This window comes from Staphylococcus arlettae, assembly GCF_002902345.1.
GTDB lineage: Bacteria > Bacillota > Bacilli > Staphylococcales > Staphylococcaceae > Staphylococcus > Staphylococcus arlettae.
In genome coordinates this window covers 447,475-473,095 of record NZ_PPQB01000010.1, presented here as the reverse complement: position 1 = coordinate 473,095, position 25,621 = coordinate 447,475, and the positions used below count along the sequence as shown (strand labels likewise).

Annotated in this window: 33 protein-coding genes and 1 tRNA gene; 3 read left to right on the top strand and 31 right to left on the bottom strand. The window is 33.3% G+C overall.

From position 1 onward, the window contains the following. The 20 genes from CD036_RS06095 to CD036_RS06005 all read right to left on the bottom strand — a co-directional run. A partial coding sequence (locus tag CD036_RS06095) for a DUF1140 family protein (protein ID WP_142385142.1) occupies positions 1-233 on the bottom strand: 233 nt, incomplete at its 3' end. A gap of 51 nt (positions 234-284) precedes the next feature. After that, complete coding sequence (locus tag CD036_RS06090; protein ID WP_103388184.1) at positions 285-647, bottom strand: hypothetical protein; 363 nt, start codon at positions 645-647, stop codon at positions 285-287. Next, the gene (locus tag CD036_RS06085) at positions 644-835 is read right to left on the bottom strand and encodes a hypothetical protein (protein ID WP_103388183.1); all 192 of its coding nucleotides are present in this window, start codon (positions 833-835) and stop codon (positions 644-646) included. Before CD036_RS06085 ends, CD036_RS06090 begins: the two co-directional genes overlap by 4 nt. Then, entirely contained in the window at positions 836-1,495 is a 660-nt protein-coding gene (locus CD036_RS06080; RefSeq protein ID WP_103388182.1) for a hypothetical protein, read from the bottom strand. A gap of 13 nt (positions 1,496-1,508) precedes the next feature. Then, the gene (locus CD036_RS06075) at positions 1,509-1,712 is read right to left on the bottom strand and encodes a hypothetical protein (protein ID WP_103388181.1); all 204 of its coding nucleotides are present in this window, start codon (positions 1,710-1,712) and stop codon (positions 1,509-1,511) included. Between the two features lie 6 nt (positions 1,713-1,718). Next, on the bottom strand, positions 1,719-1,991 hold the full coding sequence (locus CD036_RS06070) for a pathogenicity island protein (protein ID WP_103388180.1): 273 nt from the start codon (positions 1,989-1,991) through the stop codon (positions 1,719-1,721). Between the two features lie 289 nt (positions 1,992-2,280). Beyond that, positions 2,281-3,609 carry a DNA primase family protein gene (locus CD036_RS06065; protein WP_103388179.1) on the bottom strand — a complete coding sequence of 443 codons (1,329 nt, stop codon included), beginning with the start codon at positions 3,607-3,609 and terminating at the stop codon, positions 2,281-2,283. 14 nt (positions 3,610-3,623) lie between these two features. Further along, a complete protein-coding gene (locus CD036_RS06060; RefSeq protein WP_103388178.1) occupies positions 3,624-4,511 on the bottom strand; it encodes a hypothetical protein in 888 nt (295 codons plus the stop codon). Beyond that, the gene (locus CD036_RS06055) at positions 4,501-4,701 is read right to left on the bottom strand and encodes a hypothetical protein (protein WP_103388177.1); all 201 of its coding nucleotides are present in this window, start codon (positions 4,699-4,701) and stop codon (positions 4,501-4,503) included. Before CD036_RS06055 ends, CD036_RS06060 begins: the two co-directional genes overlap by 11 nt. 14 nt (positions 4,702-4,715) lie before the next feature. Beyond that, the gene (locus CD036_RS06050) at positions 4,716-5,096 is read right to left on the bottom strand and encodes a single-stranded DNA-binding protein (RefSeq protein ID WP_103388176.1); all 381 of its coding nucleotides are present in this window, start codon (positions 5,094-5,096) and stop codon (positions 4,716-4,718) included. Beyond that, positions 5,096-5,719 (bottom strand): Sak single strand annealing protein, encoded by a 624-nt coding sequence (locus CD036_RS06045; protein WP_103388175.1) that lies wholly within the window; start codon positions 5,717-5,719, stop codon positions 5,096-5,098. The genes CD036_RS06050 and CD036_RS06045 overlap by 1 nt, the downstream gene beginning before the upstream one ends. Then, a complete protein-coding gene (locus CD036_RS06040) occupies positions 5,712-5,972 on the bottom strand; it encodes a DUF2483 family protein (protein WP_103388174.1) in 261 nt (86 codons plus the stop codon). Before CD036_RS06040 ends, CD036_RS06045 begins: the two co-directional genes overlap by 8 nt. 2 nt (positions 5,973-5,974) lie before the next feature. Next, entirely contained in the window at positions 5,975-7,183 is a 1,209-nt protein-coding gene (locus CD036_RS06035; protein ID WP_103388173.1) for a helicase-related protein, read from the bottom strand. Next, on the bottom strand, positions 7,183-7,803 hold the full coding sequence (locus CD036_RS06030; RefSeq protein ID WP_218564839.1) for a hypothetical protein: 621 nt from the start codon (positions 7,801-7,803) through the stop codon (positions 7,183-7,185). The genes CD036_RS06035 and CD036_RS06030 overlap by 1 nt, the downstream gene beginning before the upstream one ends. Next, the gene (locus CD036_RS06025) at positions 7,803-8,165 is read right to left on the bottom strand and encodes a PDDEXK family nuclease (RefSeq protein WP_103388172.1); all 363 of its coding nucleotides are present in this window, start codon (positions 8,163-8,165) and stop codon (positions 7,803-7,805) included. The genes CD036_RS06030 and CD036_RS06025 overlap by 1 nt, the downstream gene beginning before the upstream one ends. A 65-nt stretch (positions 8,166-8,230) precedes the next feature. Continuing rightward, positions 8,231-8,407 carry a hypothetical protein gene (locus CD036_RS13140; RefSeq protein WP_172606421.1) on the bottom strand — a complete coding sequence of 59 codons (177 nt, stop codon included), beginning with the start codon at positions 8,405-8,407 and terminating at the stop codon, positions 8,231-8,233. 11 nt (positions 8,408-8,418) lie between these two features. After that, the gene (locus CD036_RS06020) at positions 8,419-8,628 is read right to left on the bottom strand and encodes a hypothetical protein (RefSeq protein ID WP_103388171.1); all 210 of its coding nucleotides are present in this window, start codon (positions 8,626-8,628) and stop codon (positions 8,419-8,421) included. Positions 8,629-8,656: 28 nt separating this feature from the next. Then, positions 8,657-9,175, bottom strand: a complete 519-nt coding sequence (locus CD036_RS06015) for an ORF6C domain-containing protein (protein ID WP_103388170.1) — start codon at positions 9,173-9,175, stop codon at positions 8,657-8,659. Further along, positions 9,168-10,097 carry a DUF3102 domain-containing protein gene (locus CD036_RS06010; RefSeq protein WP_103388169.1) on the bottom strand — a complete coding sequence of 310 codons (930 nt, stop codon included), beginning with the start codon at positions 10,095-10,097 and terminating at the stop codon, positions 9,168-9,170. The genes CD036_RS06015 and CD036_RS06010 overlap by 8 nt, the downstream gene beginning before the upstream one ends. Positions 10,098-10,133: 36 nt before the next feature. Next, positions 10,134-10,349, bottom strand: a complete 216-nt coding sequence (locus tag CD036_RS06005) for a helix-turn-helix domain-containing protein (protein ID WP_115291404.1) — start codon at positions 10,347-10,349, stop codon at positions 10,134-10,136. 179 nt (positions 10,350-10,528) lie between these two features. Here CD036_RS06005 and CD036_RS06000 point away from each other — a divergent pair, with 179 nt between their 5' ends. The 3 genes from CD036_RS06000 to CD036_RS05990 are packed head-to-tail and all read left to right on the top strand — an operon-like array spanning position 10,529 to position 13,165. Continuing rightward, positions 10,529-11,134, top strand: a complete 606-nt coding sequence (locus CD036_RS06000) for a LexA family protein (protein ID WP_103388168.1) — start codon at positions 10,529-10,531, stop codon at positions 11,132-11,134. A gap of 56 nt (positions 11,135-11,190) precedes the next feature. Continuing rightward, positions 11,191-12,075: a hypothetical protein gene (locus CD036_RS05995; RefSeq protein WP_103388167.1), complete on the top strand. Its 885-nt coding sequence runs from the start codon at positions 11,191-11,193 to the stop codon at positions 12,073-12,075. A gap of 43 nt (positions 12,076-12,118) precedes the next feature. Then, positions 12,119-13,165, top strand: coding sequence for a tyrosine-type recombinase/integrase (locus tag CD036_RS05990; RefSeq protein ID WP_103388166.1), 1,047 nt, complete (start codon positions 12,119-12,121; stop codon positions 13,163-13,165). A 52-nt stretch (positions 13,166-13,217) separates the two neighbouring features. Here CD036_RS05990 and CD036_RS05985 read toward each other — a convergent pair. The 11 genes from CD036_RS05985 to polX all read right to left on the bottom strand — a co-directional run bounded on the left by CD036_RS05985 (position 13,218) and on the right by polX (position 25,580). Continuing rightward, positions 13,218-13,291: transfer RNA gene (locus tag CD036_RS05985), tRNA-Arg, on the bottom strand. Between the two features lie 232 nt (positions 13,292-13,523). Continuing rightward, on the bottom strand, positions 13,524-14,033 hold the full coding sequence (locus tag CD036_RS05980; RefSeq protein WP_103388165.1) for a metallophosphoesterase family protein: 510 nt from the start codon (positions 14,031-14,033) through the stop codon (positions 13,524-13,526). After that, positions 14,033-14,614, bottom strand: a complete 582-nt coding sequence (locus tag CD036_RS05975) for an XTP/dITP diphosphatase (protein WP_002510898.1) — start codon at positions 14,612-14,614, stop codon at positions 14,033-14,035. The genes CD036_RS05980 and CD036_RS05975 overlap by 1 nt, the downstream gene beginning before the upstream one ends. Next, positions 14,589-15,422 (bottom strand): glutamate racemase, encoded by an 834-nt coding sequence (gene racE, locus CD036_RS05970; RefSeq protein WP_002510897.1) that lies wholly within the window; start codon positions 15,420-15,422, stop codon positions 14,589-14,591. The genes CD036_RS05975 and racE overlap by 26 nt, the downstream gene beginning before the upstream one ends. A 156-nt stretch (positions 15,423-15,578) precedes the next feature. Next, positions 15,579-16,376, bottom strand: coding sequence for a succinate dehydrogenase iron-sulfur subunit (sdhB, locus tag CD036_RS05965; protein ID WP_002510896.1), 798 nt, complete (start codon positions 16,374-16,376; stop codon positions 15,579-15,581). A 2-nt stretch (positions 16,377-16,378) separates the two neighbouring features. Further along, complete coding sequence (gene sdhA, locus CD036_RS05960) at positions 16,379-18,142, bottom strand: succinate dehydrogenase flavoprotein subunit (RefSeq protein WP_002510895.1); 1,764 nt, start codon at positions 18,140-18,142, stop codon at positions 16,379-16,381. A 50-nt stretch (positions 18,143-18,192) separates the two neighbouring features. Beyond that, complete coding sequence (locus tag CD036_RS05955) at positions 18,193-18,804, bottom strand: succinate dehydrogenase cytochrome b558 subunit (protein WP_002510894.1); 612 nt, start codon at positions 18,802-18,804, stop codon at positions 18,193-18,195. Positions 18,805-19,105: 301 nt separating this feature from the next. Beyond that, positions 19,106-20,908 (bottom strand): excinuclease ABC subunit UvrC, encoded by a 1,803-nt coding sequence (gene uvrC, locus CD036_RS05950; protein ID WP_021458940.1) that lies wholly within the window; start codon positions 20,906-20,908, stop codon positions 19,106-19,108. Between the two features lie 203 nt (positions 20,909-21,111). Next, positions 21,112-21,426: a thioredoxin gene (trxA, locus tag CD036_RS05945; RefSeq protein WP_002510893.1), complete on the bottom strand. Its 315-nt coding sequence runs from the start codon at positions 21,424-21,426 to the stop codon at positions 21,112-21,114. A gap of 80 nt (positions 21,427-21,506) precedes the next feature. After that, a complete protein-coding gene (locus CD036_RS05940; protein WP_021458941.1) occupies positions 21,507-23,858 on the bottom strand; it encodes an endonuclease MutS2 in 2,352 nt (783 codons plus the stop codon). 9 nt (positions 23,859-23,867) lie between these two features. Next, a complete protein-coding gene (gene polX / locus CD036_RS05935; protein WP_103388164.1) occupies positions 23,868-25,580 on the bottom strand; it encodes a DNA polymerase/3'-5' exonuclease PolX in 1,713 nt (570 codons plus the stop codon). Between the last annotated feature and the right edge of the window lie 41 nt (positions 25,581-25,621).

Here is a 25,621-nt window from a genome sequence, read left to right as displayed (position 1 = left end):
CTACTCCACTGCGTTAATTCGTCCATAGCAAGTAACTGCTCAATATATGAATCCATTTCCTCTTGTGATTGCTCCATGCCTCTTACAGCGCTCCAGTGACGACTGGTACCTACCTCTGCTGTCAGGCTTGTATCGCTAAACTTTAAAAATCGTTTATATGCTTTATCCAATTGCTGTAATAGTGATTTAACTATCACACCAGCATGTCGTAACAATAATTCATTTGGTGTCATCTACTTCACTCCTTTTAAAGATATAAAATATCTATAAAATCTTTAATATAATTATATTATTTGCATTTTTTCTGACTTCATCGCGGTAATATTACTTTTTAACTTAGCTAATTCTCTTTCACGTTTACGTCTTTTTAATTGATCTATACATTCTAATTGTTCTAAAGTTTGTTTCTCATATTCTTCTTCCCATAGCCCAATAGCTTTGCTATTCTGACCCGTTTCATTTTGACAACCACATTTGTATACCTTGCCTCTTGCTACTAAAGTAGGCTGCATAGCTTTACTAACGCCACACTCACACACTAATAAAACATCTCTCCATACTTTGCCGCCACGTTGTACAAATTTATATCCACACACTGTATATGTGCCATAAACATTCCCTTGCAATTTCTCGTATAGTTTTGTCATCGTCTTTTCTCTCCAATTGCAAAATCATAAGAATCATCTATAGTATCTGTGTGATTACCTATCTTAACTATAGCTAATGGTGCATCATCGTTATAAATTAATTCTGTAACGATTGCAGGATAAGATATTGTGCTATTTGGAGCTTTGAACCAAATGTAATCATTAATATTTAAATCTCTAATTTTCATCTATCTAGCCACCTTTTTAGGGAATATGTCGTTAGCTGCTAAATGTTCAAACCACTTACTACGTACTTTTGCGTTTTCTATCATCTGCAGTCTTTCTTGTTCTTTGCGTTGTTTTTCTAACTCTCTTTCTCTCTTACGATTCTCACGTAAGCGATCTTGTATCACATACTTAGTCGCACCTTGTGTGATATTCACACCTTCTGATTCATAGAAGTCGTTTACAATCTTTTCTAAAGTGTTACCACTCTTTAAATTTTTAATTAGTTTGCTTTGTGACAAACCATCGATTTCTAAATCTCTTACTCGTGATTCTGGCACATAGTGGATTGCATCTTTAGTTTCGACTCTTAGATGTATGCCACCATCTTTCATAACGTATAGGTGGCTAAGTTCTATAGCTTGTCTATAATCCCAGCCTTCATCTAATCTATCTTGCACATCTTGTTTGTTTAATCTGTTATTGCGTAAAATCTTTTTATCTTCCTTCGATGGTTGATACGCTTTACCGTTAATGTACAAAGGGCCTCTATGGTATGGCCCATCACTTGTTAGCTCATCATCACGTAATCCTCTTTGATAGCGATTAGTTAGTGTGGGTTCCTTTACCCCAGTCATTGCACTCAATTCTTTAAACGTCATTTCTTTACCTTTATAGATCATTTTCTATATCCTCCTAGTAATCTTTAAATTGTACGTCTGTTACGTCTCTAAATTTAATTTCTTCAAATCCTAGTAATTCCGGATTGCTTTTATATTTTTCTGCTGCTTTATCTGCTTCACGTTCTTTTATATCGTCTAAGTCATAATTGGGTGGTACTGGAACAGTTACCTCTTGTTCGATTTCCACTTTAAGTTTTAGTGTGATTGTTTCTTCCACGCGGTATCACTTCGCTTTCTGATTATTCTGAATAAATTCTAGATAACCTTTTACTCTTGGAATAACTTCTTCAAACTCTCCATGTGCTATGCGTTTGTAACTTTTACGTTTACTGCTGTTCAAAATGTACGTTTCTCTCCACGCCATCCATCTTGTATCTATCCATTCAACATATACTGTCGATGTTTTACTGATAGCCATGAAATATATTTCATTGGGTATGCCTATAATTAATCCAGCGTCTTTAGCTTTTAAGTCATAGTTTTCATTGTGCGACATCGTTTTCCCTTTCTTGCCAAAAACTTGCCAAGATTTTCCAATTTCACTTTATTTTTGGAAATCGTAAACTCTTACTCTCCGTTGACTTTACACCCTGTAACATCATTTCATTTCCAAGATTTCCAAGATTTTTAACTCGTCGCTCATATAATATTTATATGACTATTGTTATTATATTTTTACTAACTTGAAATTCTTGGAAAAGTTGGAAAGTTTGGAAAGAACCCCGTCATATCAAGGTTTGTTATTTTTCTTTTTGGAAATATTTTGGAAAGTTTTGGAAATATAATTACTCCACTTTACTCTTTGATACAAAACACCACTGTGGGTATTCATAATTTTCTACTAATATTTTTCTATCTGTATAACCTCTGTCGAAAATTTTCTTTTTAAATTCTTTTCTAATGAGTGGGTTTTTATATCCTTCAAAGTTTGACCAATCTCTGTAATCTTCGTAAGCGTCAGTTATTCTAACACCTTCTATTTCATAATTTTCTAAGAATGCTGCTAATGGATCATTGCTTTTTTTGAAGTCTTCCATTTCACTTTGAACGACGGATGGTAAGAATATGCCATTGTTCTTTAATACTTTTTGTAATCCTTGCAAGGCTACGTTAAAGAGATAAGACTTGGCTTCTTCTGTTGTTACCTTCTCTGGTAGATGTGGGTCCTCTTTATCTGTTCCACGAATACGTGCATTGAATGGAACAATAATTAACCTGTCGAACACACCATTACTATTCTCATACCAACGTGGAATGCCGTTAGCACTAAAGACAAGTTTGGCGTAGTTACTAAATGCGAATACGTCTTGACCTTTATAAGCTGCTAATACTGGCTCGCCTGTTGATAGTTTTTTGAAGTTTGAAGCATCATCAACACTTTTAAGCGGGATGTCATCACCTGCATTTAATAACTTATGGTGTAAGGATGATACGTTAAATTGTTCTGTTAATGCCTGCAAAGACACACTGGACGTGTTCTCGTTACCAACTAAAGCTTGCATCATTCTTAGTAGCAATGATTTCCCATTACCTCCACTACCTACGAATAGGAATGATTTACCGATGAAGTTTTGCTTGAATAGTAAGTAACCAAAGATTTGCGTGAACATTTCTACGACTTCTGTATCTTCATTTGCAATGGTAAATAGTGTTTCTGTAACGATGTCTGACTTCGCATCAGTATCGTAATTAACGTTGAACCGAGCTGTGAATATTAATTCCGGTGAATGAGGTAGTAATGTCTGTTGTTTAATGTCATACACGCCATTTTTAAGTGGTATCATATATGGTGTTTCTTCTTCCTTCTCTGGTGCCATTGTTCGCAAATACTCTAATACTTCTGATTGTTGTGTTCGTCTTAGCTTAGGTATCTGTGTGACCATTACACGTTTAATTAATCGTTCATCGTCTAAATAAATGCCATTATGATATATATGCAAACGATCATTTATATTTACAACATGAAATTTGGCCATAATATATTCTGCAAATTCGTCATGATGGAACTTCGGTTGTTTATTATCTTCTTTTCTAAAAAACTTTTCTTCGTTTTCTTTCAACGTTTTATCTGTTAACTTTTGTGCAAAGTCATAGATGTTAGTATCATCTGCCATAATATCCTCCTTTCTTACTTAATGGGTACGTATTTAATGTTGTTGTTATTACAGTGCGTTTTGTAAATGCCATTAAAATGATGGAGTAATTTATCTTCATCTAATGGTGGGTGATTCTGTAAGTTCCATACATTTAACATTTCATAGGCTAAATCCCTACTAAATTTATTAATGAAAAGACCAGCTAATGCTTCTGTCGCATGTGTACGTTGTCCGTCGCCAACACCTTGCAGAAGTGTTATCCACTCGTTATCCTCTTTACTACGCTTATACGTGCCATTTTTCTCCATTTTCAACTCTTGTTTCTTCACACGTTCGGCTTGTTCTACTAAAGGTTGTGGGTCTAAAATTTCTGTGTCGCGATAATATATTTGATAATTAGATCCATCATCTTCAGTTGTTGGCAAATTCATCGCATGACACTGTGATAAGCTAGCTGGGTCGAAAAAGACAATTGACTTACTATCTTTGTACTTATCTTTTTCTAATTCACTTTTCATTTTCAAAAATCGCAATATATATAAAGCTACTTGCTTATAATACTTAGCTTCTATTTCTTGCGATAACGGTATACATAAGCGATACCGTTGATTTGATTCTGTATGTGAATGTGTCGGATAAATCACATAACTATATTTAAATCGCCCATCAATAAACGAAGGAAAATTAATTGTGTTAGGAATATCATCAATATCAATGGTTATCATACTTCTAGACTTTGTTTGTTCATTGTTACGATACGTGGCATAGCCAGCCACCATTACACCAGCACTACCTTTAGCAGCGTTTATTTTAACTTTGGATAATGATTCAACAAACTGTTCGAAAGTGAGTTGATAATGTAATGGATTGGCTACGTCACTGTGGCTTTTAAAATATGTGATAGTGTGTTTAACGGTCATCTGAATCAATCACTTTTGTATTACCAGTTTCGTCAAAAACTTTTTCGCAGTCATCACGTAAATCCACTATGTGCCATTTATCTAGATATACTTCTTCTGCTGTTTCTTCTGAAGGTAAGTAATCATATATATCATCATATATCTGTATAATTTCATTTAATTTTTTAGTTACATAATCTTTATGAGTCATTTGATTGTCCTCCTTTAGAAAGGTAATTCGTCTTGTAAGTCGTCTGTACCTTTAGCAAATGGGTTATCTGACTGCTTATCTTGGCTATTATTACTATTCTTGCTATCCAGCAAATCTACAGCTTGAACATTAATTTGTGGGTGTTTAAATTTGTGTCCGTCTTTTTCAGATGTGTTAATGTTTAGCGAACCACTAACTCCTACTTGCGAACCTTTACTTGTATACTTTTCAACAACACCTACAACTCTTTCGTTAAACACAACACAGTCTACAAAGTCTGTTTCATCATTGAAACGATTAATCGCAATTGTAAATCTTGCAAACTTCTTACCTGCTTTAGTTTCTTTAATATCTGCTTCTCTTACTAAACGTCCGATTCCGTTGAATTGATTCATTATTTATCATCCTTTTTATTATTTTTATAGTATTGAATCCCGTTATCTAATCTCATCAATGCTTCTTCTGCATCAGATGATGAGAGTTTTTGTGGAATGTTCATTTTCTTTTTAAGTTGTGATTCTGTAATTTTCATTAAAGATGCTAGCTCTTTAACTTTTTTATCAACATCTTTGAGTTCATCATCACTTGCAGATTCAAATGGCTGTTCTGGCATTACATCCCCATTGAATATATAAAGTGCTAGACCGTGTAATGCAGCCGCTTTAACAAATGCACGCTTGTATGTTTTGTTTATTTGGAACATATCAGCTTGTTTATAAGGCACTGATTTATTCTTGAAATCTAGTACAGGTAAAGTTTCAGTCTTAGTTAACCCTTTTAATGTAATTGATACCGTTACGCTATAACCTTCTGGTGTAGCGAGATATGGTACAAAATATTGTTCGTTGTTCACTTCTGGGTGTGGGTATTCATGTATTTTAATCTCATAATTAGGGTCAATCTTCATTAGTTCTTGATGAGCATATGACCAAGATAAGTAATTGAGTCCATTCTTCTTATCAACATGATCGTTAACGTTTAGTTGATTCAGTTGCTCAAATAGGGATTGTTCAGTCATCTAATGGCACCACACTTTCAAATGTTGCTACAGTATATTTTTTAGTAATTTCAACTTTTTCATGTACGGTCTTATCAATATCTAATATTTCGAAATCATTTTCATCGAAACGTCTTGCTTTAGATTTATTATCCGTATATTCAACTTCTTCAATATTCTTATTAGGTCTGTTAGTAATAAATAAATCTAAACCTTTTCGCTTAATTAAAAAGTATATTTTTTCATACGCGTCTGTTTTAGTTGGCTTTGTCATAATTACTTAACCTCCTCAAGTAGATATAGTTTTTCATCAAAGTCCTGCTTGTTGTCTAATGCTTTCCAAACTTTCGTTTCAATAGTCCCTTTAGTTTTATATTTGATAATCTCAACTCTGTCATGACCACCATGTCTTATACAACGTCCACGTGATTGCTGATATTGTGTGTAACTATAAGTTGGGCAGTAGTAAATTACTTGGTTAGCATATTTGAGTTCTATAGCTGCACTACCAGCTTGGATTTGTACCAGTGTTACACTATTAATTAATGTTTTACGTTCTTCTTGCGTCGGTAGCTCAAAGTTTTGGCCGCTTACTTCGAACACTGTTTTATCTAACTTACTTATCATCTGTAGTAGATTGTCTTTTTCTTTAGTGAATTGATAAAAGATAACAACATTATCATTGGTACTTTCCAACAACTCTTTTGTATAGTTTACTTTTGATTTTTGGTTCGATAAGTAACGTAATGTTGCAGCTAGTTTGGGAGGGCTATCTAATATGACTCGTTCGTCATCTATTTCAATCACTCTATCTTTTGCTGCCTTTTTATAAATAGTTGATTTATTAAACTCAACAAAACGTTCAGTTACTTGTGGTAAATCTACAAAGTAAGATGTTTCTTTCATAGTTGATATTGATTGCCAAAGGCTTTCTAATTTATTGGTATTTTGGAAATCTACAATTTGTTTAATGGATCTACCGCCAAAATGCTTAGTTTCGTATATAGCATGTTTCCTTAGAAACTCCGTTTTATTCTTGTAAAAACCAAAGATGATAAAATAGTTTATGAATTTTTCCCAATTTTCGCCACTTGTAGCAGTCAATAATAAAAAGTTGGTTGAGTTAGCACACAAGTTTTGTGCAGCTTTCCCTCGTTTGCTTGTTGGATTACTAAAATAGTGTGCTTCATCTAAAATGACGAAATAGTCTTTGTAGTTCTTATATTCTTTCGCTAACATAGAACTTGCCACAATCGCATAATCAATTCTTACACTTTCATGTTGTTCGACTTTTTTTATTTCTTCATCCCACTCATTAGATTTTTTCTTTGTAGGTGGGCATACAATAAGTAGTGATTCGTCTTTTTTATGTTTAAGGTAATGATAAATGGATATTAGCGATTTACCTGAACTTGTACCTAGAGCATAAAAGTAAGATGGTTTCGCTTTTTCCATAACTTCTTTTTGTGTAGGATATAAAAGCATTAATAATCCCTCACTCGTTCTTCAATTACTTTGTCTTTGTCCCAATTGTGTTTGATTCTATATAGTAACGTTGCATATTTAATGCCTGTTATTTCGCTCCACTCTGCAACTGATTTTTTTTCGTTTTTATATTCGAAGTAATGAGTTGTTGTCTTATTGTAAGATTGTTCTTGTCGAGTAGACCATTTACAGTTATTAGGCTTATAATCTTCATTTACATCTATACGGTCAATAGTTAATGTGTCGTTATATCCGTTTTGATAGGCCCAGTCATAAAAGTTAGTAAAATTTTCTATCCACTCATCGCAGACTTTAATTCCTCTAGCTCCATAATTTTTATAACTTTTACTATTTTTGTTATAACAACGCTTTTTCATGCCGCAATATATTTCATATAATCGAGTATTTGTTTTTAAATGCGTTCCTTGTTTACCTACAATGCATCCACAAGATTTTGATTCGTTTCGCACTAAATGGTCTAATCTTTTAACAACTATATTTCCACAATCACATTTACACTCGAAATACTTTTTACCACTATTTTTATGAGAAAATCTTATTACTTTAAGTAAGTTAAATTTCTTACCTATATAATCATCAATATTTGAGTATTTAGTCATTATCTTTTCACACCCATTTCGTTAGCCATATTTATAGCAGTTTGAATGTTTTTCCAAGCGCCCTCTGTAATTAGTGTGTCTATTGTTTCAATTATATCTTCTACATAAGAAACATCGTTAGCTACAATCGCTATCGTGCCATGTTGCTTTAATGAATCAATTTGAGCTATTTGAATCGGTTTAACTCTTCCACCCTTTTCACGTTTAACTTCTATAAATAATGCAATTCCTCTATAGATTGAAAACAAGTCAGGTATGCCGACTGGAACTCCAGGACTTCCTCCATGAGTTTTCATAACAAAAGCTCCGTTGTCTTCTAAGAATTTACGAATTTTATTCTCGACTCTTTTTTCTGGTCCCAATTACAAACCTCCCGAGTATGTTGTATATTTAAGTTGTATGTTTTTACTTAAGTTTCTTTCGACTGTTAAGCGTTGGCGCGCTTAGCGGTCTTTTTTATTGCATCAAACCAGTTGTTCCAGAATGCGTAACTTGCAATGAACATCAATATGCTGAATACAATGCTGTAATGGAAATCTGATGTGATCATTGCGAATAATGCTGTAGATAAAATTGCTGTTGACCATGCTAAAATGTGTCTCATATTATCCCTCCTTATAAGTTCGTTTCTTTAATGAGTATGTTTTGTTCTATATACTCAATTGCTGGTCTGATTTTGATATATCGTTTGTTACCTTTACCAAATCGATACATACAAGCTGCTTGAAATTCTTTGTTCGGATAAACTTTACTTTCTAAGTCATCTCTTGAAATGCCACTTATTTCTACAAATGCTTTTGCATCTGCAAATCCAATGAAGTCCATATGATCAACTCCTATATTTCGATTTGTTTTATGCCAATCTTTCTAAAATTCCATAATCACCATGTCTTGTAGCTGTATCAATTTGGCTGTCAGTAAGTCTCATATAGTTTTGTGGTAAGTCATCAAGCGTTAGATTTTCTACAAAAGTGATTGCTTGTTCTGCTTCTACGTGGAGTACCAAAGTATACTTCCTTACATTAAATTCTTTTTTTACAGATCTATAGATACCACTGATTAAATGACCGAATTTCTTCATGTAAAGTTCTTGTGATACTTCTTCTCCAAAAAATTGACTTGTAAATTGGTGGGCTTTTATCGTTGCTATTGATTGCAAACGGTCTGCTTCTGTATCTAATAACGGATAAGTAGTCTCTATTTTGTGCAATCGTCTTTCGGTTTTTTCTGCTGTCTGATTCATTCTACTTTCGGCTTTATTCACACGCTGTTCTACTTCGATGATTTTGTCGTACATTTGTAAAGCTGAATTTGCTTGTCTTACCATTTGTTCCATTTGAGCTCTATTTAATTCCATTACTTGATTAGACATCTATAACATCTCCTTGATTAATTTGTTTTTGTAGCCTTCGTGCCATATCTGTTAGATCTGTGATTATTTTCTCTATTGGTTCCCTTGCATAATCGTTATCGATAATATCTTTCGAAAAAGCTAAGTAACAAAGTGGCGCTACTTCACGAATAACTTTCTCACTACCTTTTACAAGGTCGTATATCTCTTTTTGTGCTTTTAATCTTTGTTGTCCTTCGTTAAGTTTTGTATTCATACTATTAATCGCTTTGTTTAACTCATCATATTTTTGTGACTTCTCATCTGTTTCAGAACGTTCACTTTTTAACTTTTCAATATCTGAATTTAATTTCTTATTATGATTAGATACTTCATCAAGATACTTTTTTAATTGCTTATTACTTTCTTTTATTTCTTGATAATCCTCTGGTTCCATATAACGCTCAATCACTTCATGCTCTTGATCCTCTGCATCCTCTAGTTGCTTTAGTGCGATTGATTCAGAACGTTGCGCTTGTTCTAATTGAGATTCGAGTTGTGATTTTTCTTCGTCGCGTTGTTTGAGTTGTTTCTTCAATTCACGCAATTCTTTAACAGTCATTTCATCAGGTGTTTTCGTTTCACCTTTTGAAGTTGTGTGTTCTATAGTGCGTTCTGCTTCGGGTAGAGTTGCGATATAATAAAGTGCATCAATACTATTTTGTTTTGTCGACAAAACATTTGTACCTCTATCCTCATATATTTTTATAAATTTATATGCTTGAGTTCTATTGAAATTAACTTTTTCCAACCATTCTTCCCACTGACCATGCATTAAGTCATTCTCTTTCACATGTTTTAATCTTCGACCAATTTCAAATATCGATTGACCAGCAATGTTTTGATAACTCTTTATTTCTGTTTCGATAGTTGTTAGGTCATCACTAAGTTGTAATTCGTTCAACTTTTATTACCTCCTTTGTGTCTTAAAAGACACTTACTAATTAAAAAAAATATCCATGATTTCTTCTGGTGTTAATTCTAAAATATCTGCAATACTTCTTATTTCGCTTAAAGAAAATTCTACTTCCCCACGCATACGTTTATAGTATGACGATTTGGAAATGTTTATCCCTTTTTCTTTTAATGAATCCAGAAGTGTTGAAGGATCAATTTTGTTATACACCAACTTTGATTTAAGTTTGTTGGTATCCATGTTGTGCCTCCTTTCTGAAAAGGTGTGTCGTTTAGGACACTTATAACAATAAAGCATCAGAAAAGATAAGTCAACACAAAAGTGTATTTTTGAGAAACTTTTTTTAACTTTCTATATAACAGTATCTTTTTGAGACACTTATGTGCTATAATAGAACCACAAAGAAGGAGGTGTTATATATGAAATTCAATATGAAAAACAGAAGAAATTTATTAAATCTTACATTAGAAGAAGTTGGAAACGCAGTTGGTGTAGGTAAGTCTACTGTTCGTAAATGGGAAAATGGTGAAATTGAAAATATGAAAAGAGATAAAATTGAAAAATTATCTAAAGTATTAAAAGTATCACCAATGGATATATTAGGTTTTGAAGATACTTCCTTAGATAGTCTACCAGTTAAACAGATACCAGTTGTTTCTCAAATTTCCGCAGGACTTCCTATATATAGTGAAGAAAACCTAATCGACTATACATACATCGCTACTAAAAACTTAAATGTCGACAAAGAACTGTTCGGCTTGAAAGTATCTGGTGATAGTATGGATAAAGAGTTTAAAGATGGCGAAGTAGTCATTGTGGAAAAAGATTCAGTTGTCGAGAATGGTCAAATCGGTGTTGTTCAGATTAATGGTTATAATGCCACTGTAAAGCGCGTGAGATACAACGACGATCAATTGATATTGTTGCCCGAATCTAACAACAACGAACACCTACCGCAAGTATACAACAGTTCAGACGATGTAAAAATCATTGGTAGAGTTGTCGCAAGTCAAAAAATATATTAATACTAGCGTCCTTAGTGGCGCTTTTATATAAAATTTATTATTAAGGAGAATGTGAAATGAAAAGGATAATAGGTGTAGTGGTAGTGCTGGTGTTATTTTTGGTAGGATGTAGTCAAAACGAAAGTGAAATGAATGATTATGATTACAAAAAAGTAGAAGAAGATAATAAATTATATGCGAAGAAAATAAAGAAATTTGCTAAAGGTATCGTGGATATTGCAGATGAACATGACGAATATATGGACAACGACGAAACAACTGATAAAGAAACTTCAAAATTCCTCAAAAAAATAGAAAGCAAATTAGAAAAAAATAGAGAGTCATTTACTAAAGATACAGAAAAATTAATGGCTGACGGTAGTCTATTAGGAGATCATCTAATTAATATCAGCGGGATGTATGAAACATATTATAACGAAACGTCAAGATTATACGAATTGAATGATGATAAAGAAGAGTATACACCACCAATGATATTCGCACTTTATACATTAGGTAACAATTTTGATTTAGCACTTTATGAAACTCAATACGTCTATGATGATATAGGAAAAGAAGAACGTGATAATATACTTGGAGAAAAACTATCAAATGATTTAGATGAAACGTTAGTTGTTACAGAAAAGGAACTAGAAGATAGTTATATCGATTTTGCTGAGCTCACAAAATACAACGATAAAATAACAATACCAGAAGACGAGTATAAAAATTTTGATACTGATGACGCTTCTTGGAAAATCTTTAAATTATCTGGTATACAAGATGAAGAAAAAGATGTAACAAAAACTGAGTACAACGAAAATGTTCAAAGTTATAATGATAGAGTTCACCCTATTATGCAAACGCACGAAATAGATGAGCCAACTACTATAACTATTAACAATCATTTGATAACTAAAATGAACGCCATTGTTGATATAGAATATGAAGATGAAGAATAACCTCACACTTCGTGAGGTTTTCTTATAAGGAGGAATGAGAAATATGGCTACATTTACAGTAACGAAACGTAAAAATAAAACGTCTACTACATGGCAATACGATGTGAAAGACCCAAGTTTTAAGTCGGGTAAGAAACGTAAATCAGGTTTTAAAACGAAAGCAGAAGCTACATTAGCAGCACAACAACTTATCAGAGATTTAGAAGATGGAAATAAAATTGAGGATAATAAGAGCTTCGAAGATTATTATAGAGATTGGTTGATTGCTAACGGTAAAAATAAGTTGTCCGAAAAACAACAATATTGGTATGAACATGCGCTTAATTTGTTTCTAAAACATTTTGGAGAAAACGTACTGATCAAAAACATAACAAGAAGCGAATATCAAAAATTTATTTCCGAATACTCGATTGATAGAACATCAGAAACCGTTAGAAAAGTACACTTATATATATCTAGCTGTATTAAAGATGCAATTTATGATGGGTATATAAAAAAGGACCCGACTTACAAAGTAACTTATAAAGGTACTAAAGCACCAAAAAAAGAAAGTGTAAAATTTCTAACGATATTTCAATATGAACAATTAAGAAAACACTTTAAATTAAAGAGTGATAAAAGTACATTAATGCTATATATTCTTTTGATAACTGGTGCTAGGTTTTCAGAAGTTAATAGAATGACATATAATGATTTATATTATAAACCTGGTTTGATCCATTTACCTGGTACAAAAACAGAAAATGCTGACAGAGAAATAGAAGTGTCAGACGCAGATCTAGCATATATTAAAAAAAGTATTGCTAATCATCCGTTAAGAACAGATAGAAAATTATTCGGTTTATCTCACACGGCAGTTTCTAAAGTATTTAATAAAGCCAAAAATAAATTTGATATAGATGATGAAATAACACCTTACTCATTAAGGCATACACATGCTAGTTACTTAATTAGTAAAGGAATTTCCATTGAATATATTAGCAAAAGATTAGGTCACGCTAGTATATCAATTACATTAGATGTTTATACACATTTGCTTGATGAACATAAAAAAGAGCAGGGCCAACGTGTCAGAGAATTATTCTCTTGACACATATTTGACACCTGCACTCTTGAAACGTTGTCATAGCAACGGGTTATAGCGTCCTGGAAGGGATTCGAACCCCTGACCGATGGCTTAGAAGGCCATTGCTCTATCCAGCTGAGCTACCAGGACATCACGTTTTGAACACAATAATTATTATATCTAATTCATCTTTATAAAGCAATACTTTTATAATTAAAATAATGATGATTTTTCACTATAAATAGCCATTTTGCACGATTTATAACCTAATAACCCTCTTTTTTTCAATAACGATCATTAAGTAAATATAAATTATAATGCATAGTTACAACCCCACTTACTATGCATTATAATTCGACATTCACTTACACGCTTTTAGAGATCATAATTCAAAATTAATTGTTTCTATTATTTCATGTCGACGATTTCTAAAATTCAAAGTAACTGCATTAGTGTCTTCAGCAATTAACAGTTCTGCATAACTTTCTTCTTCACTGCTTCTTGATTGACTAATACTACCAGGGTTGATGACATGCACACCTGCAATATTTTCATATTTTGCAACATGTGTATGCCCATAAAATGCTAATTGACAGTTTGCTTCAAGGGCACGTTCGGCCAGTTGCATTCTACTACGATTAACTTGATATAGATGCCCATGTGTAATAAATGCTCGGCAGCTTTCACTATTTATGACTTGTTCGTTTTCAAATTCTGGATAAAAATCGGTATTCCCTTTTACTTTATAATAATAACTAAGTTCACTATCTTCATAAGTAAACTCAGAATCTCCAAGATGTATGGCTACATCAGCATCTGGGTGGTGATTAATCACTTCAAATAAGATACCTTTTTCCGTATGATTATCACTTACAATTATCCATTTCGACATTAATTATCATCCTTTAAATAGCGTTGTAATTGGTCGATTGCCTTACCTCGATGGCTAATCTCACTTTTTTCATGCGCTTGTAGCTGTGCCATGGTTTTATTTAAATCTGGTACGTAGAATATTGGATCATAGCCAAATCCCTCATCACCAATTTTATTTAGTGTAATTTCACCTTGAACTGTGCCTTTAAATTGAATTGTTTTTTCATTTGGTGCACTTAGGCTAACGACACAAACAAATTGAGCACGACGATCCTCTGTGTCACCTAGCTGCTCTAATACTTTTTTGATATTTGCATCATCATCTTTTTCTAAACCTGCATACCTAGCTGAATATACGCCAGGCTCACCATTTAAAGCAAATACTTCTAATCCACTATCATCTGCGATTACAGGCTTATTTAAAGCTTGTGCTGCTGCTTCAGACTTTAATTTAGCATTATCTTCAAAAGTAGTACCTGTTTCTTCAACATCGAAACCTGGAATTAAATCACCGATTGGAATGATATTATACTCAGGAAAAATAACTTTAAAATCGTTTATTTTTCCTTTGTTATTAGATGCTATGACTATATCTTTCACTTACTACTTCCTCCTCTACATCGACTACTTCGACTGTAACATTCATTTTTAGCCATTCTGCAATAATTCTTTCGATATGTTCTGTATCCCCTGTCGCAAAAAATTTATGCTTAGGATTTTTTTGATAACCTGCATGTTCGTTACTGAATGTTAGTAATGCACTAACTTCTCTAGCTGTCTCTAATCCCGATGAAATCACTGTTTTATTACCACCAAAATAGTCATAGATTGGCTTATACAGTAATGGATAATGCGTACATCCTAATATTACTGTATCAGCTTTACAATTACGCCATTGTTTTAAAGTTTGATGGATTAAGATGCTCGTAATTGTCGGATCTTTATAGCGCATTTGCTCTACTAAAGGTGCAAATCCTGGACATGCTACGCCTGATACTTCGACATTTGGGTTGATATTCTTAATATGATGACGGTAAGCTTCAGATTTTATTGTACCTTCTGTACCTAAAATTAAAACATTTTGATTTTTAGTAGTCATAATTGCAGTCCTTGCGCCAGGTTCTATAACGCCAATAACAGGAATTGTTAATTGTTCTTGTAGCGTTTTTAATGCCACTGCAGTTGCAGTGTTGCATGCAATAACTAGCATTTTAATATCATATTGTAATAACTTTTGTGCCAATTGAATAGTAAATGCTTTAACTTCCTCACTTGCTCTCGGACCATAAGGACAGCGTTTAATATCTCCTAAGTAATAAATTGTTTCATTGGGAAGTTGGCGGATAATTTCACTAGCAACAGTCAAACCACCAACTCCTGAATCTATAACTCCGATTGGTTTATCCATATATGCGTTCATCCTCTTAATATTAGTAACTACTATTGTAGCACAGATACTTTTTTTAATTCATCTATCTCACTTTATATTACTTAGAAATTTTATATAAATTTTTTCATAAAAAAACCAACACCTGTTTACGCCACAGATGTTGGTATATAAATATTAATTTACTTGATGGTCAGAACCAAAGAATGATTTGAACATATGGAATGAAGTTTCTCTATTCAATGCTGCGATAGAAGTAGTTAATGGGATGCCTTTTGGACAAGCATTTACACAGTTTTGTGAATTACCACATTCTTGTAAGCCTCCACCGCCCATTAGTGCTTCTAATCTTTCGTCTTTTGTCATTGAACCTGTTGGATGTAAGTTAAATAATCTAACTTGTGAGATAGCTTGTGCACCAACGAAGTCATTTTTACTTGTAACGTTAGGACAAACTTCTAAACATACACCACAAGTCATACACTTAGATAATTCATAAGCAGTTTGACGTTTTTTCTCTGGCATACGTGGTCCAGGACCTAAATCATATGTACCGTCAATTGGTACCCATGCTTTCATACGTTTTAGGTTATCGAACATTCTAGAACGGTCAACTTGCAAGTCACGAATAACTGGGAAAGTGCTCATTGGCTCTAATCTAATTGGTTGTTCAAGTTGATCAACGATAGCTGAACATGATTGTCTTGCTTGACCATTAATAACCATAGAACAAGCACCACAAACCTCTTCAAGACAGTTCATATCCCAAATAACCGGTGTCGTTTTTTCACCTTTACTATTGATTGGATTACGTCTAATTTCCATCAGACAAGCGATAACGTTTAAGTTTTCTCTGTATGGAATTTCAAATTCTTCTTCGTAAGGCTTTGCTTGATCATTATCTTGACGCTTGATAATTAATTTGATTGTTTTTTGTTGGTTTTGTTGTTCAGTTGCTTGTTGAGTATCTGCCATGATTATTTACCTCCTTTAGACTTTTGCGTATAGTCACGTTTACGAGGTGGAATTAAGCTAATATCTACAGGATCGTAGGTGAATTTTGGTGCTTCTGTTTTTCCTTGATATTCTGCTAAAGTTGTTTTCAACCATTCCTCATCGTTTCTATCTGGGAATTCTGGTTTGAAATGTGCACCTCTAGATTCATTACGATTGTATGCCCCAATAGTAATAACACGAGCTAATACAAGCATATTCCATAATTGGCGAGTGAAGAATACTGCTTGGTTACTCCAAGTTTGTGTATCTTCAATATCAATATTTTTATAACGTTCCATCAATTCTACAATTTTACGATCTGTTTCTAATAAACTTTCATTTTCACGTACTACAGTTACATTAGCTGTCATAATTTCACCTAATTCGCGATGAAGTTTATAGGCATTTTCTTCACCTTTCATTGCTAATAAGTGATCGAATTTTTCTTGTTCTTCCTGTACACGACGTTCAAAAATTGTCTCATCTAAATCACTATATGATTTTTCAATATCTTGAATATATTTGACAGCATTTGGCCCTGCAACAGTACCACCATAAATCGCTGATAGTAATGAGTTCGCACCTAAACGATTACCACCGTGTTGTGAGTAATCACACTCACCAGCAGCAAACAGACCATTAACATTCGTCATTTGATCATAGTCAACATATAAGCCACCCATAGAGTAATGTACTGCTGGGAAGATTTTCATTGGTACTTTTCTAGGATCATCACCAGTGAATTTTTCGTAAATCTCAATGATACCACCTAATTTAACGTCTAATTCATGTGGGTCTTTATGTGATAAATCAAGGTAAACCATGTTTTCACCGTTAATGCCTAATTTTTGGTTAACACAGACATCAAAGATTTCACGTGTTGCAATATCACGTGGTACTAAGTTACCATAATCCGGATATTTTTCTTCTAAGAAGTACCAAGGCTTACCGTCTTTATAAGTCCAAATACGACCACCTTCACCACGTGCTGATTCACTCATTAATCTTAACTTATCATCACCTGGTATTGCTGTTGGATGAATTTGAATAAACTCACCATTAGCGTATTTAGCACCTTGTTGATAAACAATTGAAGCAGCAGATCCTGTATTAATCATAGAATTAGTAGTTTTACCAAAGATAATTCCAGGTCCACCTGTAGCCATAATTACAGCATCTGAGCCAAATGATTGGATTTCTGAAGTAGTTAAATTTTGTGCAACAATACCTCTAGCTGTATTTTCGTCATCCTTAACTATACCTAAGAATTCCCAGCCTTCGTATTTATTTACTAAACCATCTACTTCAAAACTTCTTACTTGTTCATCTAGTGCGTATAACAACTGTTGTCCGGTTGTTGCACCAGCATAAGCTGTTCTATGATGCATTGTACCACCAAAACGTCTAAAATCGAGTAATCCTTCGTTGGTACGGTTAAACATTACACCCATACGGTCAAGTAAATGGATAATTTTAGGTGCTGCTTCAGTCATTGCTTTAACTGGAGGTTGGTTTGCTAAAAAGTCCCCACCATATACTGTATCGTCAAAGTGTATGTCCGGTGAATCGCCTTCACCTTTAGTATTTACTGCACCATTTATACCACCTTGCGCACACACTGAATGTGAACGTTTAACAGGTACAAGTGAGAACAAGTCTACTTGTGCACCTTGCTCTGCTGCTTTAATTGTTGACATCAGACCGGCAAGTCCTCCACCGACAACAATAACTTTCTTCTCTGCCATATCTTGTCACTCCCCTAAATATCTCTAAAAATCAAATTAAATTAAAAAACTTATAGGAAAGCTAAAATCGCGCTAATTCCTATATATGATACAACTATAAATACGACTAGTGAAACCCATGTGAAAATTTGTTGAGATTTTTTAGATTGTAAAATACCCCACGTTACACCGAATGACCATAAGCCGTTTGCAAAGTGGAATGTCACAGCTAATAAACAAACGATATAGAAAATTAACCATCCTGGGTTAGTTACAATGTCATGTACCATATCAAAGTTAACTTCATGTCCTAATGCACGTTGAATTCTTGTTTGCCATAAGTGAATTGCAATGAAAACAAAAGTAATTACACCCGTGATACGTTGGAATAAAAACATCCAGTTTCTAAATGCTGAATAATGACCAACATTTTCTTTTGCCGTAAAGGCAATATGTACACCGTAAACTGCGTGATACAATATCGGAATATAAATCACGACAAATTCCAAAGCGATTAAAAATGGTAATGATTCCATAAATGCAGCTGCTTTATTGAACGCTTCTGCACCTTTAGTCGCTTGGTGGTTAACCATTAAGTGAACTAATAAAAAGCCACCTATAGGTATTACGCCTAATAATGAATGTAAGCGTCTTAAATAGAATTGATTTTTCGTATAAGCCAAAAGGAAGTCCCCCCTGTGAAACAATTAAATTTTGATTTCTTTATTGCTTTTTAACACGCAAACCAATTAAGCAAAGTATAATCATCAAAAAAATGAAACTTACATGTGATATAATTGAATATAAACTAAGCATTAAATTTTCAATACGTTTATATATTACACTACATACAATGTTCCATAATTAAATGATAATATTTCTCAATTAGAAAACGCTTCCAAATAAACCCAAAAAAAGAAACCTCGTTATTTCTTATTGTAACACTAAATAATTGTAAATTGGGCATGAGAATGATTCTCATGCCTAATTTTTTTTGTCACTATTGTCATGTAATGCATCATGTAGGTTTTTCGCAACATTTAGTGGTAAACCACTTTGTTGTAATTCCTCAATTGACGCATCTTTCATTTTTTTAATCGATCCGAATGTACGTAATAATTTAGTTTTACGTTTTGCACCTATTCCTTCAACGGTATCTAATACAGATTGTAATCCAGTTTTTTGTCGTGTTTGGCGATGGAATGTAATAGCAAAACGGTGTACCTCGTCTTGTATACGTTGTAATAAATAAAACGCTTGGCTATTCTTTTTCAATGGTACAAGTTCTGCTTCTTTACCATATAATAAATCTGCAGTTTGGTGTTTATCATTTTTTTTCAAACCTGCAACTGGAATATCTAAACCGAGTTCATTTTCTAAAACATCAATTACACCATTCATATGACCTTTACCACCATCAACGATAATTAAATCTGGTAACGGTAACCCTTCATTTAAGACACGACTATATCTTCTACGTACAACTTCACGCATTGATTTATAATCATCAGGCCCTTCGACTGATTTAATTTTGTATTTGCGATAGCCCTTTTTATTTGGTTTTCCATCAACAAATGACACCATTGCTGATACAGGATCAACACCTTGAATATTAGAGTTATCAAACGCTTCAATTCGAATGGGCGTTTGAATTCCCATTCTATCACCAATCTCTTCTATTGCTTTTATCGTACGAGATTCATCTTTAGCAATTAACTCGAATTTATTCTCTAAACTAAGTTCAGCATTATGATTGGCTAAATCAACCATCTCTTTTTTCTTCCCTTTTTGCGGTTGAACAATTTTCGTATCTACTACCGATTGAACAACTTCACTATCTAAATGTTTAGGAATGTGTACTTCTTTAGGGAGGATATGTTGATTTAAATCATAGAATTGCCCGATAAAAGTATAAAACTCTTCTTCTTCAGTTTGTTGGATAGGAATCATTGTAGCATCACGTTTAATCATATTACCTTGTCTTATAAAAAACACTTGAATACACATCCAACCTTTAGAGACACTATAACCAAATATATCTCTAACTGTATTATCGGTCGAAGTAATTTTCTGTTTCTTCGTGAGATTTTGAATATGTTGTATTAAATCACGATACTCTTTCGCTTGTTCAAAGTCTAAATCTTCACTCGCAGCTTGCATTTTATGTTCTAAATTACGCATTATTGTTTTATCTTCACCGTTTAGGAAATCCGTGATTTCTTTTGTCATCTCAGCATATTTATTTAAATCTACAGGATAAACACACGGCCCCATACATTGACCTATATGATAATACAGACATAACTTATCTGGCATTTTATCGCATTTTCTAAATGGATAAATGCGATCTAGTAATTTTTTCGTTTCTTGCGCTGAGTATGCATTTGGATATGGCCCAAAATACTTACCACTGCCCTTCTTGACCGTACGTGTCACAATAAGTTTTGGATGCTTTTCTTTTGTGATTTTAATGAAGGGATAACTTTTATCATCTTTTAATAAAATATTATAACGTGGTTGATATTGTTTAATTAAATTCAACTCTAATAAAAGTGATTCTGTTTCACTTGATGTGACAATATATTCAAAATTACGTATTTCACCAACTAGTCTTGTAGTTTTTGCGTCATGAGCGCCAGTAAAATATGAACGTAATCTATTTCGTAACTTTTTTGCTTTTCCGACATAAATAATTTGATTATTGCGATCTTTCATTAAATAACAGCCCGGTTCCATAGGTACTACTGTTAATTTTTGTTTAATGTTTGCTTGATATTGTTCCACCATAGTTTTACCTCCCTTCGTTACAATTTTAATCATCATATTGCCAATATTTATACAAATAAAGAGCGTGAGACATTGTAAATGTTCCACACTCTCTTATTTAACGTATTAACAATAGCTGACTGTTGCACTGAAAGTCATATTAATAAACTTTAGTGCAGTTGGACAATAAATTACAAATACAGTCCACTTTATTTATTTTATGCTTATAGATGTTTGTCGATAACTTCAGCTAAGTTTTCTTTTGGTTGGAAACCTACTACTTTATCAACTGGTTCTCCATCTTTAAATACGATTAATGTTGGAATACTCATTACTTCAAATTTAGCTGCAGTTGATGGGTTTTCATCTACATCTAATTTTAAAATATTAGCTTTTCCATCATAGTCGCCTGCTAACTCTTCTAAAACTGGTGCAATCATTTTACAAGGTCCACACCAAGTTGCCCAGAAGTCTACTAAATTAACACCAGATTGAATATTTTCATCAAAATTTGAATCCGTTACTTTTACGATTGCCATAAATGCCAATCCTCCTTATTTTCAAATGATGAGCAAATTATAACAAATTTTATTTTCGTATGCATAATACTTGCTCACTATTATTTTAATTCTACAACGGTAACACCGAAGCCACCTTCACTTGGCATTCCATTCCTATATGATGCCACACTTTTATGCTTTTTCAAATAGTTTTGTACACCTTTTTGTAATGCGCCTGTACCTTTACCATGAATAATATTCACTTGTTGGTAGTTACTTAACACAGCTTGATCGATATATTGATCTAATTCGCTCAATGCTTCTTCATATCGATAGCCCCTTAAGTCTAAATCCATTTTAATATTTTGTCTATTGGAACGCTTAACCATTTTCGTTGGTTGTTCTTGAGTTTTTTGCGTTTTTTCTAAATCTTGAAGTGGTAATTTCATTTTAATAATACCCATTTGAACTACCGCTTCGTCATCTCCTGACAGCTCAAGTACTTCCCCTTTTTGTCCATAGGTTAATACTTTCACTTCATCACCCGCAGTGATTTTGTCCCATTTTTGCTTTTTGACATTTTGCTTAATGGATTTAGCTTCATATTGGTCATCTAGACGTTTTTTCTTATCGATAAGTTCATGTTCTTTTACATCTGCACCTTTTTGATCTCTCAACTTACGTAAGTCTTTAACAATTTCATCAGCCTCGTTAGTAGCTGCTTTAACTCGTTGATTAGCTTTTTCTTTGGCTTCATCCATGAGTTGACGTTCGTATGCTTGGTAGTTGTGATATTGCTTTGTTAGTGCATCATGTGTAGCTTGTGCATCTCTTAACAATTCGTCTAATTCAATACGTTGTTCATCAACGCGTTTAGAATTATGTTCTAGCGACGCAATCATTTCATTTATTTCTTGCTCATCTTGACCAATCATGGATTTAGCTTTTTGAATCACACTCATTTTCAAACCTAATTTTTTAGAAATATCAAAGGCATTTGAACGTCCAGGTACGCCCATTAATAATTTATATGTTGGACTTAATGTTGTCACATCAAATTCTACACTGGCATTCATGACACCTTGTCTATTATAACTATAAGCCTTGAGCTCAGGATAATGGGTCGTTGCCATAACTAGACAATCAACTGCTCGTACATAATCTAAAATACTCATAGCTAACGCTGCACCCTCACTCGGGTCGGTACCTGCGCCTAACTCATCAAAAAGTATTAAACTATTACCATTCGCTTCTTCTAAAATTTCGACTATATTCGTCATATGTGATGAAAAAGTAGACAGTGATTGTTCAATAGATTGTTCATCACCAATATCACAAAAGACATTTTCAAATACACTTAACTGGGCTCCATCTAAAGTAGGTATTAATAAGCCTGATTGAGCCATGATGACAATAAGTCCTAACGTTTTTAACGTTACTGTTTTACCACCCGTATTTGGACCTGTAATAATAACAGTTGAAATATCTTCAGCAAATTCAATCGTATTGGCGACAACAGTATCTCTATCTAATAATGGATGAAATGCTTTAGGTAAATAGACTGTTCGATCTTGATGAAATGTTGGTTTTGTTCCTTTAATTGAGCGTGCATATCTCGCTTTAGCTGTTAAAAAGTCAATTTGTCCCATAACATTTTCTGCAGTTAGGCATGCGTCTGCTTCTGCTGCAACTTGTGCCGTTATTTCAATTAATATGCGCTCACGTTCGACAGCCTCATCATTTTTTAACCTACTGATTGTATTATTCATTTCAACTACAGATGATGGTTCGATATAAAGTGTTTGTCCTGAAGCTGATTGGTCATGAACGATACCATTAAAGTCTTGACGATATTCAGCTTTTACAGGTATAACATTGCGATCATTACGAACAGTAACAATAGCATCTGATAATTTCTTTTGATTACTTTGACTTTTGACGATTTTATCTAGATTTTGTTTGATTTTTTGTGTTGTATTTGAAATTTTACTGCGAATACCTTGTAGTTCATAACTAGCATCATCAAACAAATCATAAGCATCACATTTTTGATGTATTGTTTGATATAAATCCGTTAAAATCGGTAATTGTTCCATTTTATCATTTAAAATCGGGAACTGGATTTCTCCTTCGTCTTCCTCTACTAATTGATTGTAAAACGTCTTAAATTGATTTTGTATTTGGATCAATCGTTTGATCACATTGAGCTCATTTACATTTAATACGCCATCAATTGTCGCCCGATGAATATATTGTTGCACTTGTGCCAACCCACTCATACTAGGCATGCGATGTTTATTATAAATTTGGGCAATTTCATCTATTTCTGCGATTTGAAAAGTTACAGTATCAAAATCTATAGCAGGTGTCATGCCGCGAGCTTTTTCTCGACCAATATCACTCATGGCCTCATTTTCAACACTCTGCTTGATTTTATCGAATTCTAAGACATCTAATGATTTCTGTCTCATCTAATCCCTCTATTTCTTCAATTTAATATTGTCGTTTACAAATGACTGAAAAGCTGTGCGCGACATTGCATTAATAACTCGATTTTTTGTTACAAATCCTTTTTGCGCAGTTGCTACCCCATAAGCCATAAAATCTAAATGGTCAATATGGTGGGCGTCAGTATTAATTGTTAGCATTAGATTGGGATGTTTTCTCAACACATCAGCACTTAAATCTAATCTTTTAGGATTAGCATTAATTTCCAACACTGTATTCGTTTCTTCTGCCAAAGCACATAATTGCTCAATGTTAGGTTCATAACCTGGTCTTTTACCAATAATACGTCCAGTTGGATGTGCAATATGTTTAACATAAGGATTACGACATGCATTTTCTAAACGTTGCATAATCTCTGCTTCAGATTGATTAAAACTTTGATGTATTGCAGCAATAACATAATCTAATTGCGCTAAAATTTCATTACTATAATCTAAATCACCATTAGGTAAAATGTCCATTTCTATGCCTGAATATATATCAATTTCATCATATTCAGCATTTAATTGTTTAATTTCGTCGATTTGGCGTAATAACCGTTCTTCAGATAAACCATTCGCTACTTTTAAACTTTGTGAATGGTCAGTAATTACCATAAATTCATAGCCTTTGGCAATATTTGCTTCCACCATATCTTTAATACTAAATGCACCATCACTATATGTTGTATGCATGTGGATATCGCCATTAATATCATTTAACTGTACAATTTGCTCTAAATTTTTATCAAATTCACTACCATCTTCTCTTAATGGAGGAGCAATCCAATTTACGTCGTAATGTTGATAAATTTCAGCTTCGCTTTGGTACTGTAATAAATTACCATCTGCTTGTTCTATACCATACTCACTAATTTTTTCATTACGTTCCTTTGCCATTTGACGAATACGTATATTATGATCTTTTGACCCTGTAAAATGTTGTAACGTATGATAAAAAGCTGCAGGTTCAATTAACCTGAAATCAACACCGATAATTTCATCGTCATAATCAATTTCAAGTGATACTTTAGTTTGGCCCACGGCAACTTCTTTGACTTTATTTGGTATTGTTAATAATGCTTGTTGCACTAATTCAGGTTCATCTGTGCTAATAATATAATCTAAATCTTTACTCATCTCTTTAAAGCGTCTAAAGCTACCTGCAACTTCAAATTTATCAATTTGATTAATAGTCTCCAAATGCGCTTTTATTTTTAGATTTAAACCACGCATTTGATCTATTGGGTATTTCTCTTTTCTAGCACCTAATGCTTTAACCGCTTCTAAAATATTTTGTTCTGTCTTTTTAGCAAAACCACTTAATTCACTGACTTTCCCTGCTTCACATGCTTGTTGTAAAGTTGTTTTATCAATGACATTTAACTCTTTATACAGTTTGGCAATTTTTTTACTACCTAAACCTTGTATTTTCATCAATGGAATTAATCCAGCAGGCACCTCTTGTTCTAAACTATTTAAAGTCATTGATTCTCCTGTTTGGTAATATTCATTAATGACTTCACCTACACCTTTTCCGATACCTTTTAGCTCAGTGACATCGTTAATTTCATCAAGTGGTCGTTCGTCAATTTCTAGACTTTGTGCTGCTTTACGATATGCTGAGACTTTAAATGTGTTTTCACCTTTCAATTCCATATATATAGCAATTTTTTCTAATAGTTGAATGATATCTTTTTTAGTCATTACAATTCCCTCCATAAAAAAAAAAGATAAAACAAATGACT

Excerpts from the sequence above, each read along its gene's own strand:
- CD036_RS06055 (WP_103388177.1), bottom strand. The coding sequence starts at position 4,701 with ATGACTCATAAAGATTATGTAACTAAAAAATTAAATGAAATTATACAG.
- CD036_RS06065 (WP_103388179.1), bottom strand. The coding sequence starts at position 3,609 with ATGGCAGATGATACTAACATCTATGACTTTGCACAAAAGTTAACAGAT.
- CD036_RS06035 (WP_103388173.1), bottom strand. The coding sequence starts at position 7,183 with ATGCTTTTATATCCTACACAAAAAGAAGTTATGGAAAAAGCGAAACCA.
- CD036_RS06000 (WP_103388168.1), top strand. The coding sequence starts at position 10,529 with ATGAAATTCAATATGAAAAACAGAAGAAATTTATTAAATCTTACATTA.
- CD036_RS05995 (WP_103388167.1), top strand. The coding sequence starts at position 11,191 with ATGAAAAGGATAATAGGTGTAGTGGTAGTGCTGGTGTTATTTTTGGTA.
- CD036_RS06015 (WP_103388170.1), bottom strand. The coding sequence starts at position 9,175 with ATGTCTAATCAAGTAATGGAATTAAATAGAGCTCAAATGGAACAAATG.
- CD036_RS06005 (WP_115291404.1), bottom strand. The coding sequence starts at position 10,349 with ATGGATACCAACAAACTTAAATCAAAGTTGGTGTATAACAAAATTGAT.
- CD036_RS05990 (WP_103388166.1), top strand. The coding sequence starts at position 12,119 with ATGGCTACATTTACAGTAACGAAACGTAAAAATAAAACGTCTACTACA.
- CD036_RS13140 (WP_172606421.1), bottom strand. The coding sequence starts at position 8,407 with ATGAGACACATTTTAGCATGGTCAACAGCAATTTTATCTACAGCATTA.
- CD036_RS06050 (WP_103388176.1), bottom strand. The coding sequence starts at position 5,096 with ATGAATCAATTCAACGGAATCGGACGTTTAGTAAGAGAAGCAGATATT.
- polX (WP_103388164.1), bottom strand. The coding sequence starts at position 25,580 with ATGACTAAAAAAGATATCATTCAACTATTAGAAAAAATTGCTATATAT.
- CD036_RS06070 (WP_103388180.1), bottom strand. The coding sequence starts at position 1,991 with ATGTCGCACAATGAAAACTATGACTTAAAAGCTAAAGACGCTGGATTA.
- CD036_RS05980 (WP_103388165.1), bottom strand. The coding sequence starts at position 14,033 with ATGTCGAAATGGATAATTGTAAGTGATAATCATACGGAAAAAGGTATC.
- sdhB (WP_002510896.1), bottom strand. The coding sequence starts at position 16,376 with ATGGCAGATACTCAACAAGCAACTGAACAACAAAACCAACAAAAAACA.
- CD036_RS06045 (WP_103388175.1), bottom strand. The coding sequence starts at position 5,719 with ATGACTGAACAATCCCTATTTGAGCAACTGAATCAACTAAACGTTAAC.
- trxA (WP_002510893.1), bottom strand. The coding sequence starts at position 21,426 with ATGGCAATCGTAAAAGTAACGGATTCAAATTTTGATGAAAATATTCAA.
- CD036_RS06040 (WP_103388174.1), bottom strand. The coding sequence starts at position 5,972 with ATGACAAAGCCAACTAAAACAGACGCGTATGAAAAAATATACTTTTTA.
- CD036_RS06085 (WP_103388183.1), bottom strand. The coding sequence starts at position 835 with ATGAAAATTAGAGATTTAAATATTAATGATTACATTTGGTTCAAAGCT.
- CD036_RS05940 (WP_021458941.1), bottom strand. The coding sequence starts at position 23,858 with ATGAGACAGAAATCATTAGATGTCTTAGAATTCGATAAAATCAAGCAG.
- CD036_RS06030 (WP_218564839.1), bottom strand. The coding sequence starts at position 7,803 with ATGACTAAATACTCAAATATTGATGATTATATAGGTAAGAAATTTAAC.
- CD036_RS06020 (WP_103388171.1), bottom strand. The coding sequence starts at position 8,628 with ATGGACTTCATTGGATTTGCAGATGCAAAAGCATTTGTAGAAATAAGT.
- uvrC (WP_021458940.1), bottom strand. The coding sequence starts at position 20,908 with ATGGTGGAACAATATCAAGCAAACATTAAACAAAAATTAACAGTAGTA.
- CD036_RS06090 (WP_103388184.1), bottom strand. The coding sequence starts at position 647 with ATGACAAAACTATACGAGAAATTGCAAGGGAATGTTTATGGCACATAT.
- racE (WP_002510897.1), bottom strand. The coding sequence starts at position 15,422 with ATGGATAAACCAATCGGAGTTATAGATTCAGGAGTTGGTGGTTTGACT.
- CD036_RS06080 (WP_103388182.1), bottom strand. The coding sequence starts at position 1,495 with ATGATCTATAAAGGTAAAGAAATGACGTTTAAAGAATTGAGTGCAATG.
- sdhA (WP_002510895.1), bottom strand. The coding sequence starts at position 18,142 with ATGGCAGAGAAGAAAGTTATTGTTGTCGGTGGAGGACTTGCCGGTCTG.
- CD036_RS06060 (WP_103388178.1), bottom strand. The coding sequence starts at position 4,511 with ATGACCGTTAAACACACTATCACATATTTTAAAAGCCACAGTGACGTA.